Here is a 15,342-nt window from a genome sequence, read left to right on the forward strand (position 1 = left end):
GCAGGATTTTCCCGTTCTATGCTGGCTGCAAAACAGCCCTTCAGAGAGTCAGACACCTCGGAAACGCAAACTAATGATCGGTCAGGAAATTTTTTTGACTTTTTTTATCCACTTATGGTCTGCACATGGAAAAGCTCCAACTATTGGATGCTTATCTGCGCGTCACGACAGTCACCCATCCGGAAGCATTCAGAACTTTGACTGGAAGGGTTTCGGCAATGGTGGTGAGTGCGGCTTCCGCATCGCGCGTGTCGAAGATTGCCGTCACCGGCATGTTGCCGATTTCGGCATCGGTCAGGAAAATACGGCCACGCCGGTAGCGCTCCAGCTCGCTCAGGACACGGCGCAGCGGAACATCCTCAAAGATGACGCGGTCATTGCGCCAGGCTTCCACGATCTGCGTATCGGCACGATGCGGCATGGCGATCTCGTCCCCGCCATAGGTAACCTGCCATCCTTCATCGAGACGGATTGGATCGGCAACACCGAAAGCCACAGAGACGGCATGCTCGACCACCGAGACCGTCACGGCATCATCCGACAGCTTGACGTCGAACGCCGTTCCAAGTGCGGTAATCGTGCCGCCGCCGGCATTGACGACAAAGGGACGTGCCGGATCGGCTGCGACCTGAAAGAAGCCCTGTCCTTGATGAAGCACGAGATTGCGCCGACTGTCCGAAAAATCGACCGAAAGCGCTGAATAGCTGCCAAGTTCCACAGTGCTGCCATCGGCAAGGGTGAAACTGCGACGCTCGCCGACATCGGTTCGGTATGTGGCGAACAATCCCGGACGCGACAGCATGTAAGCGCCAGGCGCAAGGATCGCAGCGGCGAGCGCTCCCAGCACAACGCCCCGACGATTGACGCGGCTGGACCGGCGGTAACGATCATATTCCGGCTTCACCGCATCAAAACGCTGCCACAGCGTCTGTGCGCGTTCATAAGCCACACGATGCGCCGGATCGGAGGCCATCCAGACCGAAAAGGCGCGCCGGTCCTCGGCGCTGGCGGTTTTGTCCTGCAAGAGAACAAACCATTCCAGCGCTTTCATGAAAACCGGATCGGTCTCGAAATCCTTCATGCGCGTTTGAACGTTCCCATTATCGGCTTTGGTTAGAGTGCATCTTGTCCGAAAACCGTTCATACTTTTCGGAATGCGCTCTATTCCGCAAGCCGTCTGTCCAGTTCGGCAAGTGCTGCCACGATCTGCGTTATAACCGTATTGCGGGAAATTCCCATACGCTCCGCGACCTCGTCATAGGTCAGCCCCTCAATCCTGTTGAGAACGAAGGCCTCACGACGGCGCGGTGGCAGAAGCGCAATGGCCTGCAGAAGCTGGCGCAGTTCGCTACGATAAAGCGCCGTCATTTCCGGCGACGGACGGCTATCGGCAAAACGCTCCGGCGCATCATCCTGAACTTCGACGTCGCTGCGGCGGCGCATATCGCGCAAATGATTGAGCGCAAGATTGCGCGCGGCGCGTTTCACATAAGCAGGCCCCGGCGCTTGCATCCCATCGTCGGGTCTGGCCAGCAGGTTGAGAAAGGCCTGTTGCACGACATCTTCCGCCGTGGTCGAGTTTCCGACGATACGCCGCACGAAAGCGTGCAGGCTCGAGCGCTCGCTTTCATAGAGTTCTGTCAGATCCCACAACCGGGAAGTCATTCGCGCCCGCTCTCCAGACTTGCATATGTACAGGCCTGCGCAAACCGTGCGAGCCCTGCATCATGCCATAACCGCCTGAAAAATATCGCGCAATCACAGTGATTTAGAAGGATTCCAAGTGCTGTATATAAACATGCGTATTACACTCATGTTTTATCCAGTCAAAACATGAGCTTCTGTGTGTTCTTACCGAAAAAAACCGGCAAGACCGTGTGGGCAATTTCCACACAACATATTGCAAAAATACAACAAGCTTCTGGAGGGGCGACCAATGCCGCCCCTCGTCTTCATCCAGCCAGTCGTTCGGGCGAACGCAGGATGGAGGCGCCACCTGCCGCCTGTACGGCGAGGCTTCCATATTCGATACCGGCTGCAAGTGCCCGGTGCGCGTCGTGACCTTCGAGCCATGCATCGATAAAGCCGGCATTGAAAGCATCACCCGCTCCGGTCGTATCGATGACCGGTACGTCCTTTGCCGCCATGTGAAGGTCCGTTTCGGCTGTACGCAACCATGCGCCGTCGCCGCCGCCCTTGAGAGCCACGACCGGGAAGTGCCCGGCAAGTGCGTCGAGCGCCGCAGCCGGATCGTCATGGCCGGTTATGGCCTGCGCTTCCTCGCGGTTGGGAAGGAAGATGTCGACGCCTTCGCAAGCTGCGAGCAGGCCGGGATCGTAGATCAGGGTTTCATCCCAGCTCGGATCGAGCGAGACGGAAAGACCTGCCGCCTTTGCCTGCTGCACGAGATCGGGGATTTCGTGCAGCGTGGCGAACTCGGCGATATGCAGATGCCCTGCATCCTTCCATTGCAACGCGGTTTCGAGCGTCGACGGAAGTGCAGAACCGGCGCGGCGCGAGAGGAATGCGCGATCATTGCCGATCACGCTTGCCACCGTCACCTGCGGCCCGGCATCGTCGGCCCGCTCCAGAAAGCGCAGATCGACACCGTCGATCTTCAGGTCCGGCTCCAGCCCGCGCGACAGGCCGTCGAAGCCGAGCCGTGCGACCAGCGCGACCGCCCTTCCCGCATGAGCCAAATGCGCAGCGGAAATGAAGGCGCCGCCACCTGCCGCCATCTTCATGCTTTCGGCAAAGACCTCGCGGCCGGGCTGCGGCAGCGATTGCAGCCCGGTGAAGATGAGGTCGCAGTAAATCCGCCCGATGCTGAGTACTGCCGGACGCCTGAATTGTTGCGGCATCATAGGCGACCCAGACTTTTCTCGGTCTTGGCGTCGAAGAGATAGAGGCTTCCGGCAGGTGCGGACACGGAAAGCATGCCGCCCGTTGCGGGAATGACCTTGCCCGGAGCCGTTGCAATCACCGAAACGCCGTTGACGTCGAGATGCACCAGCGTCTCCGCGCCAAGCGGCTCTACCGCCGTCACTGTACCGGTGAGCGATAAGCCGCTGGCTGTCCCGTCCTCGACTTTCAGGTCATGCGGGCGAATTCCAACCAGAATGTCCCCATCCGGCGCAAGTTCCACACCAGATCCATTGCGGCGCCCCGCAATCAGGTTCATCGACGGACTGCCGATGAAGCGCGCCGTAAACACGTCGGTCGGATTTTCATAAAGCTCGGTCGGCGTACCGGTCTGGAGAATACGGCCGTCTCGCATGACAACGATGCGGTCGGCCATGGTCATGGCTTCAACCTGGTCATGGGTCACGTAAACGGTCGTCGTCTTGAGACGCTGATGCAGGCGCTTGATTTCGATGCGCATCTGCGCGCGGAGCTGGGCGTCGAGGTTCGACAGCGGCTCATCGAAAAGGAAGGCTGACGGATTGCGCACCATGGCGCGACCGATGGCAACGCGCTGGCGCTGGCCACCGGACAGTGCCGCCGGGCGACGGTCGAGATAGGGTTCCAGCCCGAGCGCCTTGCCGGTTTCCTCGATGCGCTTGTCCTTCTCGGCCTTGGACAGTTTCGACGTATAAAGCCCGAAGCCGATATTCTGGCGCACGGTCATATGCGGATAGATCGCATAATTCTGGAACACCATGGCGATGTTGCGCTGCTTCGGATCGCGTTCGTTGACAACTTCGCCGCCGATCTTCAGATGACCGCCGGAAATGTCTTCAAGCCCGGCGATCATGCGCAAGGTCGTGGACTTGCCACAGCCCGAAGGGCCGACAAAAACGACGAACTCGCCATCCTTGATCTGGAGATCGATTGCCCGGACCGCCTCGACCTTGCCATAACGCTTGACCAGCTTTTCAAGTTCGATGGTTGCCATCAGCGTGCCTCCACAAGTGCACTGAATTTTTCATTAAGCTCGCGGGCAGCCTTTGCTTCGGCGGCCGCGTGGTCGAAAGCGATTGCCTTGAAGCGGTCCGCTTCCGCCTTGTGCCGCGCGAGTGCCGCGTTCATCGCGGTTGGTGCCGGACCGCCGAGACGGTCGCGCACGGCTACGAAATGCTGCGGCGAAACCAGTTCCTCGAACTTCTCGCGCCCGAAGGATGGCTCGCGCCCGGCAGACTCGCGGAAAGCATCGAGGAAAGGCTCAAAACCGTCCTTCTCCAGACCGCCGCCCATCGCGACGACAGCGCGCGCGACCTTGGCTGCGATTTCATGCGCCTGCCGGAACGAAAGCCCTTCGATGCGCACCAGCGAATCCGCCAGTTCGGTGATCGTGATGCAGGAGCGGCGGATATTTTCCGCCACGCGGGCCGGGTCGATCCGGATCGCGCCGATGAACGCGGCCAGAAGATCCAGCACGCGGCCAGCGGAAGCGAATGCCTCATAACCCATCGCTTGGGTCTCGCCCTCACTGTCATTCATGTCGGTGAAAGGTGTGTTGTGCATCACGTCGAGGACGGTGCGGGCGCGGCCCATGGTCTGGCTTGCCAGGTGGCGCATATGTTCGATTGGAACGGGATTGCGCTTCTGCGGCATGATCGACGAAATCTGCACGAAGGCGTTCGGCACGTAAATCTGGCCGACCTCGAAACTGGTCCAGAACTGGAAGTCCTGAATGAGGCGCCCCAGATGCACGAACATCAGCTCCAGAGCCGAATAGGTGGAGGTTATGTAGTCTACCGCCGCAATGCAGCTATAGGAATTGGATAAGGGGGCAGCAAAGCCCAACAGGCTCGCCACTCGTGCGCGATCGATCGGGAAGCCTGAGGTGGTGATGGCCGCCGCCCCCATGGGTGACAGGTTGACGATGGCGCGCGCGGCTTCCATCCGTTCCATATCCCGGATGAGAACCTCGATTGCCGCCGAAAGATAGTGACCGAAGGTCGATGGCTGTGCAGGCTGGCCATGCGTATAGGCGACGATCAGCGTCTCCTTTTCACGCTCGGCGGCTGCAATCATGCTATCCAGCAGATTGCGCGCCTGCGTCATCAGCGTATCGATACGATCCTTGAGGCCAAGCTTGAACAGCGTGTGGTCAATATCGTTGCGCGAGCGCGCCGTGTGAAGGCGACCGGCAGTATCGGCACCAATGCGCGCCTTCAGCTCCTTCTCGATGAGGAAGAAGAAGTCCTCCACTTCACCCGTATAGGTGAGCTTCGCAGGATCGATTTCCTTGTCGATGGCTTCCAGTGCACCCGCAATGGCTGCGGCCTGTTCGCGGTCGAGAATGCCGGCTTCGGTCAGCATGACGAGATGGGCGCGGTCGATGCGGCGAAAGCCGTCGACGTGATGGGTCTTGGCGCCGTCAAAAAGCGGGCGAAGCACGGTTTCCTTGTAAACCGGATCGGGGAAGACGCTTTTATCGGACAGCCGTGGATCGAGATCGGACATGGTTCAACCCTTGAGGCCAGCAAGCATGACACCGCGCACGATGTAACGCTGGAGAAGAAGAAAGACGACGAGCGTGGGAAGCGTGGCGATTGCCGCGCCGGTCATAATCATTTCCCACTGGATGGACTGCTCGACGGCGAAGCTCGAAAGCCCGACCGGCAGCGTATAAAGCTCCGGGCTGGTTGCAACGATCAGCGGCCAGAAGAATGCGGTCCAGTTGCCGAGGAAGGTGAAGATCGCAAGCGCCGAGAGCGCAGGCGTCACCAGCGGCATGGCAACTTTCCACCAGATCTGGAATTCGTTGAGGCCGTCGACGCGGGCAGCTTCCAGAAAGTCGTTGGGAACACCTTCGAAGAACTGCTTCATGAGGAACGTACCGAAGGCCGTCATCATGCCGGGGAACATGATGCCCCAGTAGCTGTCCAGCCAGCCGAGCTTGCTCGACATCAGATACCACGGGATCACCAGCATTTCGGTGGGGATCATCAGTGTGGACAGGATGGCGAGGAAGATGAAATAGCGCCCGCGGAACTGGAATTTCGCCAGCGTATAACCGACGAGACTGTCGAAGAAGACATTCGACAGCGTGACCACGACCGCAACGATCATGGAATTCAGGAACCAGCGCAGGAAGCGCCCATCGGCAAGAATAGTGACATAGTTCTGCAGTGTCGGCTCCGCCGGAATCAGGCGCAGGTCATAGACCTGTCCTGCCGTCTTGAGCGAGGTAGAGAACATGAAGGCCAACGGCGTGACCATGATGAGGCCACCGATGAACAGCAGCGTCCATGTCAGGATGCGACCGGGCCGCAGATTCTGGAAAGGGAGCGGTTTGTTTTGAGCGGACGCTGTCATTTCTTTTCCCTCAGGATCCAGAGCTGCAACAGCGAGACGCAAAGCAGGATGGTGAACAGAACGACGGTTTGCGCAGCCGCATAACCCATCGCATAGGAGGAGAAGGCCGTCTGATAGATCATCAGCACCAGCGGCTTGGTGGAGCCAAGCGGGCCGCCGGGATCGTTCGTGGTCATGTTGTAGACCTGATCGAAGATGCGCAGGAAACCGATGGACGAGAAGACGACGAGAAAAACCGTGGTGGGCTTCAGAAGCGGGATCGTGATCTTGCGCAGGATCGCCCACTCACCGAGGCCGTCGATGCGTGCGGCTTCATAGAAAGTGTTGGGAACAGCGCGCAGACCCGCCATGAAGATGATGATCTGGAAGCCGAGACCGGCCCAGATGGACGTCGCCATGATCGCATAGAGACCCTGATCGACCGAGCGCAGAAAGCCCTGCTGCGGAAGCCCGACCGCATTGAGGATATTATTGATGAAGCCGATCGGCGCGGGCTGATAGAACCAGCGCCAGACCCATGCCATGGCGGCAGCCGTGGTGAGGTAAGGCAGGAAATAGAGCGCGCGGATAAAGCCGTGCATGATGCGCACGCGATCCAGGAAATAGGCGATTGTAAACGCCACCACGAGGCTTATCGGCGTACCGACCAGCAGATAGGTGAAAGTGTTCTTGAACACTTTCCAGAATTCCGGATCGGCAAAGAGCTTCTGGTAATTGGCGAAGCCGATGAACTTTGGCGGGTTCATCAGGTCCCAGTCCGTGAGAGACAGCCAGAAGGCCTCTATCGTCGGGTAAAAGCGGATGACCGAATAGAACAGGATCGGGAGAGCGAGGAAGCTCCACACCCAGATCAACCGTCTTGTGCGCATGGAAAGGCGATCCGTCAGGCGATTGCCCGAAGGCCCGTTCGCTCTGCCGCCTGTTTCTGCAGTCATTGTCATGTTTCAAGATCCTTCGGCTACGGATGAGCCGTGCCGCGAGAAGAGCGGCGAGGCCCTGCCCCGCCGCATTTCAAGCCTGTTACTTGGCCGCGTCGAGCACATCCTGCTCGGCCTTGGCCGCCTGGTCGAGAGATTCCTTGACCGGCTGCTTTTCGAGAATGACGCGGTTGGCCATATCGACAGCGATCTGGCGCTGCTTCAGCTCATCCACGAACATGGTCGTGTGCGCATATTCCAGACCTTTGAGGAACGGGCCATAGATCGGATCGGCAAGGTTCGCTTCCGTCAGGGCTGCCGAACGGCGCGCAGGCAGTTCACCCACATCCTTCAGCCAGATTTCCATGGCTTCCGGCGAGGAGATGTAGTTCAGGAACTTCTTGGCGGCTTCGAGTTTCTCGCCGCTTGCCTTGGCGCTGATGCCGTTGGCGAAGTAGCTCGCATAGTTGGAGCGCACGCCTTCCGCATTGGCGGGCAGCTCTGTCACGCCCCATTCGAAGTCCTTGATGGTGCGGAACGAACCGAGGCGGAAGGTGCCGTCGATGGTCATGGCGGCCATGCCAGCGCGGAAAGCAGCCTGGCCTTCATCCATGAACTTGACTTCGCCGACCTTATGTTCGGTCTGGAGACCGGTATAGAAGGCAAGCGCCTTTTCACCGGCAGCGTCGTTATAGGCGACCTTGCGGTCATTGTCGGTATAGGGCTGACCGCCGAACTGGCGCACCAGAACCTCACGCCACCAATGCTGGTCCTGTCCCGGCATATCGAGCGTGATGCCTTCGGCCAGAAGATTGCCGGAAGCGTCGCGCTTCGTCGTCTTCTTGGCGGCTTCGACCATTTCATCCAGCGTCTTTGGCGGATTGTTCGGATCGAGGCCAGCGTCGGTGAACAGCTTCTTGTTGTAGAACAGGGCCAGCGAACGCACAGCGGTCGGCAGACCGTAATATTCATCGCCGCGCTTCATCGCCGAAACGATCGGGAAGAACTCGCTCTCGATCTTGTCATGCGGGAACGTGTCCTGCGGCAATGGCTGCAGAATGCCGCCAGCCACGAACTTGTCGAGCCAGCCATAGAAAAGCTGCATCACGTCCGGGCTCTTGCCCGCCATTTTCGCTGCGATCACGCGCGTCTGATAGTCGTCGTAAGGGAACGTGACCTGCTTGACCTTGATGTCCGGATTGGCCTTCTCGAAATTCTCGATCAGCTTGTCCATCGCCTTGACGCGTGTCTCGAAGACATATTGCCAATATTCGATTTCGACAGCCTGAGCGGCATTGATCGCAAAGGTGCTGAGCCCTGCAACCAGACCTGCCAATAACAGCTTACGCATTTAAACCTCCCTAATGCCCCGCCCACCGGTTCGAATGCGGTCGCCAGGCACGGCTGCGGCAGTGCCTCGCACAATCCGCATATTCCACCACATGCCGCGCAGATCGTGCGCGGCGCCCATTTTCACCCATGCGGAAACCCACTTCCCCGTCATGAGGCCGGACGGTCTTCACCACCCTGCCTTTACGGTTCAACGTTGCGGGCATTTTGTCAATAAGATAATTTAGTTGAATTAATATATTGCTGTTAAAAGCGCCTCGCGTTATCTCTTTTGACGGGAGACAGGAGGGACCATGACATCGAAATCAGATGGACACTCTGGAGACGGATCGCTCATCGCGCCTGCTGGCGCACAGGGCGGGTCGCTTGCGGTCACCCTTGGCAAGAACCCCGAGCGGATCCGCGATCATAACCGGCGCGTGGTGCTTGATGTCGTTCGCCGCCACGGTCCTCTGGGCCGGATGCATATCGCCCGCCTCACCCATCTGACCGCACAGGCCATCGCCAATATCGTCGATGAGCTGGTTTCAGAGAATCTGCTCATGCAGCTTGGACGGCTGAAAACGGGACGCGGCCAGCCGCCGATCCAGTTTGCCGTCAATCCCGACGGTGCGATGACCATCGGTGTCGAAATGGGTTCGACGCATATGGTGACGACAGTGCTTGATCTGTCCGGCAAGCCGCGCATGCAGCATGTGCGCCCCATTCAGGATGTCAGCCCCGACAGGCTCTCCGCACAATTGCGAAAAGAAGTCGATGCCGTGAAGGCTTCATTTCCCGCGCGCCTGCTTGGCATAGGTGTCGTGATGCCGGGCCCGTTCGACATTGAAGGCATGAGTTCGGTTGGCCCGACCACCCTGCCCGGCTGGTCCGGGATCGATGCAGCAGCGGTCCTGAGTGAAGCCTGCGGCGAATCCGTTCTGGTCGAAAACGACGCCAACGCCGCCGCCGTCGGCGAACGCCTGTTTGGTGCGGGACATGCGATTTCCAATTTCGCCATGATCTATTTCGGTGCCGGTATCGGGCTTGGCATGATTCAGGACGGCGCGCCGTTTCGCGGCGCTTTCGGTAATGCCGGTGAAATCGGCCATATCGTCATCACACCCAATGGACGCAGTTGCGCCTGCGGCCAGAAAGGCTGTCTTGAAACCTATGCCTCCCTTCATACCTTGCGCGAAAAGCTTCACGCCGCGGGGGTCAAGGACACCGATTTCGATGCGCTGGAAAAGCTGCATGAAGATCGCAACCCGGTTCTGATGGGCTGGGTGCAGGAAGCCGCCGACCATCTGGCGCCAATGATTGCCATGATCGAAAACATTCTCGATCCCGAGACAATCATTCTGGGCGGCATGGTGCCCGATGCGATCATCGACGACCTGATCTGGCATATGGGCGGCCTGCCGATTTCGGTTGCGAGCCGCCGCGCCCGCGCATTGCCGCGCGTCATTCGTGGGCAGACGGGGCAGTTCACCGCTGCTCTGGGTGCTGCCTCCCTGCCGATGTTCGAGGCCATGACGCCGAAACTCGATACAAATTCGGAAATCTGACCATGCTCACCGCCCACCAGCGCATCGAGCGCCAGAAGTCGTCTCCGGCCCTTGTGCGTCTGCACCGGGCACTGAGCAGGCTGCGCTCGACAGTCACGCTGATGCATACGGGTGCGCATCCTGACGACGAGCAAAGCGGTCTCCTGGCCTATATGCGTTTCGGACTTGGCATGCGGGTGGTGATTGCCTGTTCGACACGCGGCGAAGGCGGGCAAAATGCACTCGGCCCCGAACGTGGCGGCGCGCTTGGCGTGATCCGCAGCCGCGAGATGGAGGAAGCAGCCCGCATTCTGGATTGCGACGTGCATTGGCTTGGGCATGGTCCTGACGATTCGGTTCACGATTTCGGCTTCTCCAAGGATGGTGACGGCACATTCGCCCATTGGGGCGAGGAGAAGACCGTCGAGCGGCTGGTCCGCGCCTATCGCACCGAGCGCCCGGATATCGTGCTGCCGACCTTTCTCGATGTTCCCGGCCAGCATGGCCACCATCGCGCCATGACGCGGGCGGCGGAAACGGCGATACGGCTGGCCGCCGACCCCACCGCCTTTCCACAACACTTTGCCGAAGAGCTAATGCCGTGGCAGGTGGCGAAATTCTATCTCCCTGCCTGGCCGGGTGGCGGCGATACCTATGATGACGAGCTTCCACCACCCGACACAACATTGACGGTTCATGCGGCGGGGCGCGATGCGGCAACCGGCGCCGATTACGACCGGATCGGTGAATGGTCGCGAGCCTGCCATGCCACACAGGGCATGGGTCGCTGGCCGGAAGCGCCGAAGGTTGAGTGGCCATTGCATCTGAAATTGCCGAACAGCCATTCGGAAACGACAATCCTTGACGGGCTTCCCGAAACTCTGGCCGCACTCGCGGAAATCAACGGACTGGCGCTTGAAAGCCGAAAGCAGCTTCTTGATGCCCATTTGTCTGTTGAGGGCGCAATCGCAGCTTTTCCTAACAGAGAAGCCATTATCAAAAATCTGGTCGAGGCTGCGAAAAGCCTGAAAGCTGTGCTAGCCAGCGCACCGGAAGATTTCCTTTTGCAACACGGGCACAGGCTGGAACGCAAGCTGCGGGAAATCGATGCCGCGCTGATCGAAGCCGCCTCGCTGTTTGAGCGCGCTTATCTGGACGAACCTGTGTTGGCGGCGGGCAGCGAGACGCGCCTTGTCGTCGAATACGGACCCGGAACGACGGCAATCGCAGTATCGGCAGAACCCGTATTGCCGGAAACCTGTTCGATTTTCTGTGAAGAAGAGGCGCCAGAGCGAGAAATCCTGACCATTTCCCTGGCGAAAGATACAGCACCTTCCCCGCTTTTCGAACCTGTATGGCGGTCACTCGGTGGCAATGGACAAGCCTATATCCGGCTGAAAGCGCAGTTTGACGGGCATCTTGCAGAACGCAGCTTCGATCTTGAGGAGCCGCTCGCCATTGTGCCGCCTGTCTCGTTGCAGATCGACCCGCCAGCCGTCATCATATCGGGCGAACACGACCCATTGCCGATCCAGCTTCAGGCCAATGGCCCGGCAAAACAGATCACCTTCGCATCGCAGAACGGCTGGGAAGTCGGTGTAAACGGGCTGAGCACCGTCTTGTATCCACCTTCCGATCCGGCACCCGGACTGACCTGCCTGCAGGCATTGGTTGATAGAACTCCGGCCTGGCAAACACACGCCGCCAGCTATTCGCATATCGGCAAAACCGTCTGGCGCGAGCCTGCCATTCTGCCTGTGCTAACCCTCGACGTGAAGCTGCCCGACGCACGCATCGGCTATATCGGTAGTGGCGCCGACAATGTCGGCCTGTGGCTGAAACGCATGGGGCTTGATGTCACCGACATCGAACCGCATCATCTTGCCGGTGATCTTTCGCAATTCCCCACAATCGTGGTCGGCATATTTGCCTTTGGCTTGCGCAATGACCTGGCAGCAGCGACGACCAAACTGCACCGCTTTGTCCATGATGGCGGACATCTGGTGACGCTCTATCACCGACCATCAGATGGCTGGCATCCAGACAGGACACCACCGCGAAAACTGACCATCGGCTCTCCGTCATTGCGCTGGCGCGTTACGAACCCGCATGCGGCAGTTACGGTTCTTGAGCCTGAGCATCCCCTGCTTGTCAGTCCCAATATGATCAGCGAGCGCGATTGGAACGACTGGCACAAGGAACGCGGGCTTTACTTCGCCTCCGCATGGGATGATGCCTATCAACCGCTGCTTTCCATGCATGATGATGGAGAGCAGCCGCTTTACGGCTCTCTTGTTTCCGGCAAGATCGGCAAGGGTCGTCATACGCATACGAGCCTTACCCTGCATCATCAGCTCGACAAGCTCGTTCCCGGCGCATTCCGCCTGATGGCCAATCTGGTGCAACCAGCTTGAGAGAAAAGGCAGGTTGAAGAAGTCGCGCTTTATGTAAGTTAAAGCTAATACAATAAGGAATCTCTATCTGCTATTTTTGTTTTAAATTCAGTAATTTATTAATCATATGCGATGCTCATTTTCCGTTTACCATGCAACTTAAGAGGGTGCACATAATTGCCGCGTAGTTTGCTCCCAGGTCACAGAGACCACCAAACAACCAAGAATGATCTCAGGAGCAACACATGACCAAGTTTTTCGCACGTTTCCGTAAGGATGAATCCGGCGCAACCGCTATCGAATACGCGCTGATCGCCGGCCTCGTCGCTGTCGTCATCATCACCGGGGCAACGACGCTCGGCACAACAATCAGCCAGAAGTTCACAGACATCGCGACCTCCGTAGAAAACGCTGGCAGCACTTCAGCCGAGTAACAAGGTCCCCACGAATAGGAATGCAACCGCCCTTCGGGGCGGTTTTACTTTGTAGAGCCCTTCCGCCCTCACCAGAGGCAACTTTCGAAACCTCAATGCGTTTACTAGATATGCTAGACGCATAATATCGAGATTTGATGGCCTCGGCGTGGAGGTACGAACTCAGCTAACCAAGCTAACGTTCTGCAATCTTTATTGATTATGGGTGCTCGACAGAAACGCGCATAATCCCTCTAAATAGTGGTTCGCCGCGTGGTTGTTGCGTATTCCAGCGCCGACCCCGGCCTTTCGGGAGTAGCGAACATGTCATTGAAATCCATTTTACTGGCGCTCGGCATCGGCGCTGCCGGTTTGACGCTCAGCGGTTGTGTTTCCGAGGGATATTATGGCTCGGGCTATTACGATCCATATTATGTTCGTGGCGGCTATGTCGGTACCGGCGTCGTCTATAATAGCGGCGGTTACTATCGGAACTATCCGCGCTACCCGCGTTATTACAGAGATTCGCGCTATTATCGTGACCGGGATCACTATCGTTATCGCGACCGGGATCGCCCGCGCCGTCCCGACACCAACAGGCCGGATCGCCCACGTCCGCCTCGGCCGGACCGCCCGCCATCAGGCAATGCAGGCCGTCCAAATCCGGGCAATCTGCCGGTTATCCAGCCCATCAAGCGCGGTCCGCATAACTAAAACAAAACACCCGCCGAAATCCGGCGGGTGTTTTTGCATAGAACGAACTGATGTCAGAGCTTGATGACATATTCCTTGCGGGTGGTCTCGATGACGTCCCAGCTTCCCTTGAAGCCCGGACGGATGACGAAACTGTCACCGGCAACCACTTCGCGGGCTTCGCCGCCTTCTTCGCTGACGACGGACCGCCCGGACAGGATGTGGCAGAATTCCCATTCGTCATATTCGATGCGCCATTTTCCGGGCGTGCTCTCCCAAATGCCTGCAAAAAGCGTGCCCTCGGGATTTTCTTCCAGATTCCACGTGCGGAATTTTGGAGCACCTGAAAGAAGGCGCTCCGGTGACGGTGCGCCTTCCTCCGGTTCAATGCCGGTCAGGTCGAAATCGAGAAACCGGCTCATAAATCAGACCTTTGCCAGCGCCTGCTCGATGTCGGCGATGATATCATCTGCATCCTCGATGCCGATAGACAGCCGCACGACATCAGGGCCCGCACCCGCCGCCACCTTCTGCTCGTCGCTGAGCTGGCGATGCGTCGTCGATGCCGGATGGATCACCAACGAACGGGTGTCGCCAATATTGGCCAGCAGCGAAAACATTTCGAGGCTATCCACAAACTTGACGCCAGCTTCATAACCACTCTTGAGACCGAAGGTGAAAACAGAGCCTGCACCCTTTGGCGCATATTTTTGCTGGAGCGCGTGAAATTTATCATGCGGCAACCCCGCATAATTCACCCATGACACTTTTTCATGGCCGTGCAGCCAGGATGCGACCTTCAGCGCATTGTCGCTGTGGCGCTGCATGCGCAGCGGCAAGGTTTCCGCCCCGGTCAATATCTGGAAGGCATTGAACGGTGAAATGGCAGGGCCGAAGTCACGAAGCCCCAGCACACGGGCAGCGATGGCAAAGGAAATATTGCCGAAGGTCTTGTGCAGTTCCAGACCCGCATAATCCGGGCGCGGTTCGGTCAAAAGCGGATAATTTCCGGATTTTGCCCAGTCAAAAGTACCGCCATCGACCAGAATACCGCCCATGGAATTGCCGTGACCGCCGATAAACTTGGTCAGTGAATGCACGACGATATCTGCACCATGTTCGATCGGACGCACCAGATAAGGTGATGCTAGCGTATTGTCGACGATCAGCGGCAGGCCGTTTCTGTGCGCGATTTCGGCAATGGCTTCGATATCTACCACGATACCGCCCGGATTGGCGAAGCTTTCGATGAAGATGGCGCGCGTCTTGCTATCGATCTGCTTTGCGAAATCGGTCGGGTTGGTGGCGTCGGCCCAGCGCACCTGCCAGCCGAAGGATTTGAAAGACTGACCAAACTGGTTGATCGATCCGCCATAAAGCTGGCGTGCGGCAACGAAATTATCGCCCGGTTGAAGCAGCGTATGGAAAACAAGAAGCTGCGCGGCATGGCCGGATGCAGTCGCGACCGCCGCCGTACCACCTTCGAGTGCGGCAATGCGCTCTTCCAGAACAGCGGTCGTCGGATTTGTGATGCGCGTATAGATATTGCCGAACGCCTGCAGGCCGAACAGGGATGCCGCGTGGTCGGCATCATCGAACACAAACGAAGTCGTCTGATAGATCGGTGTTGCACGCGCACCTGTCGTCGGATCGGGCTTTGCCCCAGCGTGAACAGCGAGCGTTTCAATCCCGGGAGAGCGTTTTGACATCATTTCCTCCTGTGTCCTAAACCCCAATCAGGTCCGGACGTTAGGCGTTGCCGTCAGGAAAGCAAAGGAGGATTTTC

The 15,342-nt window shown here is 58.3% G+C and carries 14 protein-coding genes; 4 read left to right on the forward strand and 10 right to left on the reverse strand.

Features of this window, described 5'->3' with window-relative positions; translation table 11 throughout:
* Positions 1 to 151 precede the first annotated feature (151 nt).
* The 8 genes from ACYSN1_RS02625 to ACYSN1_RS02660 form a co-directional block, all read right to left on the reverse strand.
* Positions 152 to 1,081 carry a FecR family protein gene (locus tag ACYSN1_RS02625; RefSeq protein WP_461724284.1) on the reverse strand — a complete coding sequence of 310 codons (930 nt, stop codon included), beginning with the start codon at positions 1,079 to 1,081 and terminating at the stop codon, positions 152 to 154.
* Positions 1,082 to 1,161: 80 nt separating this feature from the next.
* Entirely contained in the window at positions 1,162 to 1,665 is a 504-nt protein-coding gene (locus ACYSN1_RS02630; protein WP_461724285.1) for an RNA polymerase sigma factor, read from the reverse strand.
* A 287-nt stretch (positions 1,666 to 1,952) separates the two neighbouring features.
* Positions 1,953 to 2,864, reverse strand: coding sequence for a carbohydrate kinase family protein (locus ACYSN1_RS02635; RefSeq protein ID WP_461724286.1), 912 nt, complete (start codon positions 2,862 to 2,864; stop codon positions 1,953 to 1,955).
* Complete coding sequence (locus ACYSN1_RS02640) at positions 2,861 to 3,895, reverse strand: ABC transporter ATP-binding protein (protein WP_461724287.1); 1,035 nt, start codon at positions 3,893 to 3,895, stop codon at positions 2,861 to 2,863. The genes ACYSN1_RS02635 and ACYSN1_RS02640 overlap by 4 nt, the downstream gene beginning before the upstream one ends.
* Positions 3,895 to 5,409 (reverse strand): argininosuccinate lyase, encoded by a 1,515-nt coding sequence (gene argH / locus ACYSN1_RS02645; RefSeq protein WP_461724288.1) that lies wholly within the window; start codon positions 5,407 to 5,409, stop codon positions 3,895 to 3,897. Before argH ends, ACYSN1_RS02640 begins: the two co-directional genes overlap by 1 nt.
* Positions 5,410 to 5,412: 3 nt before the next feature.
* Positions 5,413 to 6,264 carry a carbohydrate ABC transporter permease gene (locus tag ACYSN1_RS02650; RefSeq protein WP_461724289.1) on the reverse strand — a complete coding sequence of 284 codons (852 nt, stop codon included), beginning with the start codon at positions 6,262 to 6,264 and terminating at the stop codon, positions 5,413 to 5,415.
* A complete protein-coding gene (locus ACYSN1_RS02655) occupies positions 6,261 to 7,205 on the reverse strand; it encodes a carbohydrate ABC transporter permease (protein WP_461724290.1) in 945 nt (314 codons plus the stop codon). The genes ACYSN1_RS02650 and ACYSN1_RS02655 overlap by 4 nt, the downstream gene beginning before the upstream one ends.
* 79 nt (positions 7,206 to 7,284) lie before the next feature.
* The gene (locus ACYSN1_RS02660; protein WP_109987570.1) at positions 7,285 to 8,532 is read right to left on the reverse strand and encodes an extracellular solute-binding protein; all 1,248 of its coding nucleotides are present in this window, start codon (positions 8,530 to 8,532) and stop codon (positions 7,285 to 7,287) included.
* 292 nt (positions 8,533 to 8,824) lie between these two features.
* Between ACYSN1_RS02660 and ACYSN1_RS02665 the strand changes: the two genes are divergently transcribed.
* The 4 genes from ACYSN1_RS02665 (at position 8,825) to ACYSN1_RS02680 (ending at position 13,577) form a co-directional block, all read left to right on the forward strand.
* A complete protein-coding gene (locus ACYSN1_RS02665) occupies positions 8,825 to 10,078 on the forward strand; it encodes an ROK family protein (protein ID WP_461724291.1) in 1,254 nt (417 codons plus the stop codon).
* A 2-nt stretch (positions 10,079 to 10,080) separates the two neighbouring features.
* Positions 10,081 to 12,471: a PIG-L family deacetylase gene (locus ACYSN1_RS02670; RefSeq protein ID WP_461724292.1), complete on the forward strand. Its 2,391-nt coding sequence runs from the start codon at positions 10,081 to 10,083 to the stop codon at positions 12,469 to 12,471.
* Between the two features lie 224 nt (positions 12,472 to 12,695).
* Positions 12,696 to 12,884, forward strand: coding sequence for a Flp family type IVb pilin (locus ACYSN1_RS02675; protein WP_461724293.1), 189 nt, complete (start codon positions 12,696 to 12,698; stop codon positions 12,882 to 12,884).
* Between the two features lie 303 nt (positions 12,885 to 13,187).
* Positions 13,188 to 13,577: a hypothetical protein gene (locus ACYSN1_RS02680; protein WP_140019747.1), complete on the forward strand. Its 390-nt coding sequence runs from the start codon at positions 13,188 to 13,190 to the stop codon at positions 13,575 to 13,577.
* 53 nt (positions 13,578 to 13,630) lie between these two features.
* Here ACYSN1_RS02680 and ACYSN1_RS02685 read toward each other — a convergent pair whose 3' ends face one another.
* Together ACYSN1_RS02685 and ACYSN1_RS02690 are read right to left on the reverse strand one after the other, a co-directional pair.
* Complete coding sequence (locus ACYSN1_RS02685) at positions 13,631 to 13,978, reverse strand: cupin domain-containing protein (protein ID WP_140019748.1); 348 nt, start codon at positions 13,976 to 13,978, stop codon at positions 13,631 to 13,633.
* Positions 13,979 to 13,981: 3 nt separating this feature from the next.
* The gene (locus ACYSN1_RS02690; protein ID WP_461724294.1) at positions 13,982 to 15,265 is read right to left on the reverse strand and encodes an O-acetylhomoserine aminocarboxypropyltransferase; all 1,284 of its coding nucleotides are present in this window, start codon (positions 15,263 to 15,265) and stop codon (positions 13,982 to 13,984) included.
* Positions 15,266 to 15,342 lie beyond the last annotated feature (77 nt).

The sequence above is a fragment of the Brucella sp. LJL56 genome, from assembly GCF_054871705.1.

What these genes read in the sequence shown, in the direction of transcription:
- ACYSN1_RS02625 (WP_461724284.1), bottom strand. Translation starts at nt 1,081, where the DNA reads ATGAAGGATTTCGAGACCGATCCGGTTTTCATGAAAGCGCTGGAATGG.
- ACYSN1_RS02630 (WP_461724285.1), bottom strand. Translation starts at nt 1,665, where the DNA reads ATGACTTCCCGGTTGTGGGATCTGACAGAACTCTATGAAAGCGAGCGC.
- ACYSN1_RS02635 (WP_461724286.1), bottom strand. Translation starts at nt 2,864, where the DNA reads ATGATGCCGCAACAATTCAGGCGTCCGGCAGTACTCAGCATCGGGCGG.
- ACYSN1_RS02640 (WP_461724287.1), bottom strand. Translation starts at nt 3,895, where the DNA reads ATGGCAACCATCGAACTTGAAAAGCTGGTCAAGCGTTATGGCAAGGTC.
- argH (WP_461724288.1), bottom strand. Translation starts at nt 5,409, where the DNA reads ATGTCCGATCTCGATCCACGGCTGTCCGATAAAAGCGTCTTCCCCGAT.
- ACYSN1_RS02650 (WP_461724289.1), bottom strand. Translation starts at nt 6,264, where the DNA reads ATGACAGCGTCCGCTCAAAACAAACCGCTCCCTTTCCAGAATCTGCGG.
- ACYSN1_RS02655 (WP_461724290.1), bottom strand. Translation starts at nt 7,205, where the DNA reads ATGACAATGACTGCAGAAACAGGCGGCAGAGCGAACGGGCCTTCGGGC.
- ACYSN1_RS02660 (WP_109987570.1), bottom strand. Translation starts at nt 8,532, where the DNA reads ATGCGTAAGCTGTTATTGGCAGGTCTGGTTGCAGGGCTCAGCACCTTT.
- ACYSN1_RS02665 (WP_461724291.1), top strand. Translation starts at nt 8,825, where the DNA reads ATGACATCGAAATCAGATGGACACTCTGGAGACGGATCGCTCATCGCG.
- ACYSN1_RS02670 (WP_461724292.1), top strand. Translation starts at nt 10,081, where the DNA reads ATGCTCACCGCCCACCAGCGCATCGAGCGCCAGAAGTCGTCTCCGGCC.
- ACYSN1_RS02675 (WP_461724293.1), top strand. Translation starts at nt 12,696, where the DNA reads ATGACCAAGTTTTTCGCACGTTTCCGTAAGGATGAATCCGGCGCAACC.
- ACYSN1_RS02680 (WP_140019747.1), top strand. Translation starts at nt 13,188, where the DNA reads ATGTCATTGAAATCCATTTTACTGGCGCTCGGCATCGGCGCTGCCGGT.
- ACYSN1_RS02685 (WP_140019748.1), bottom strand. Translation starts at nt 13,978, where the DNA reads ATGAGCCGGTTTCTCGATTTCGACCTGACCGGCATTGAACCGGAGGAA.
- ACYSN1_RS02690 (WP_461724294.1), bottom strand. Translation starts at nt 15,265, where the DNA reads ATGTCAAAACGCTCTCCCGGGATTGAAACGCTCGCTGTTCACGCTGGG.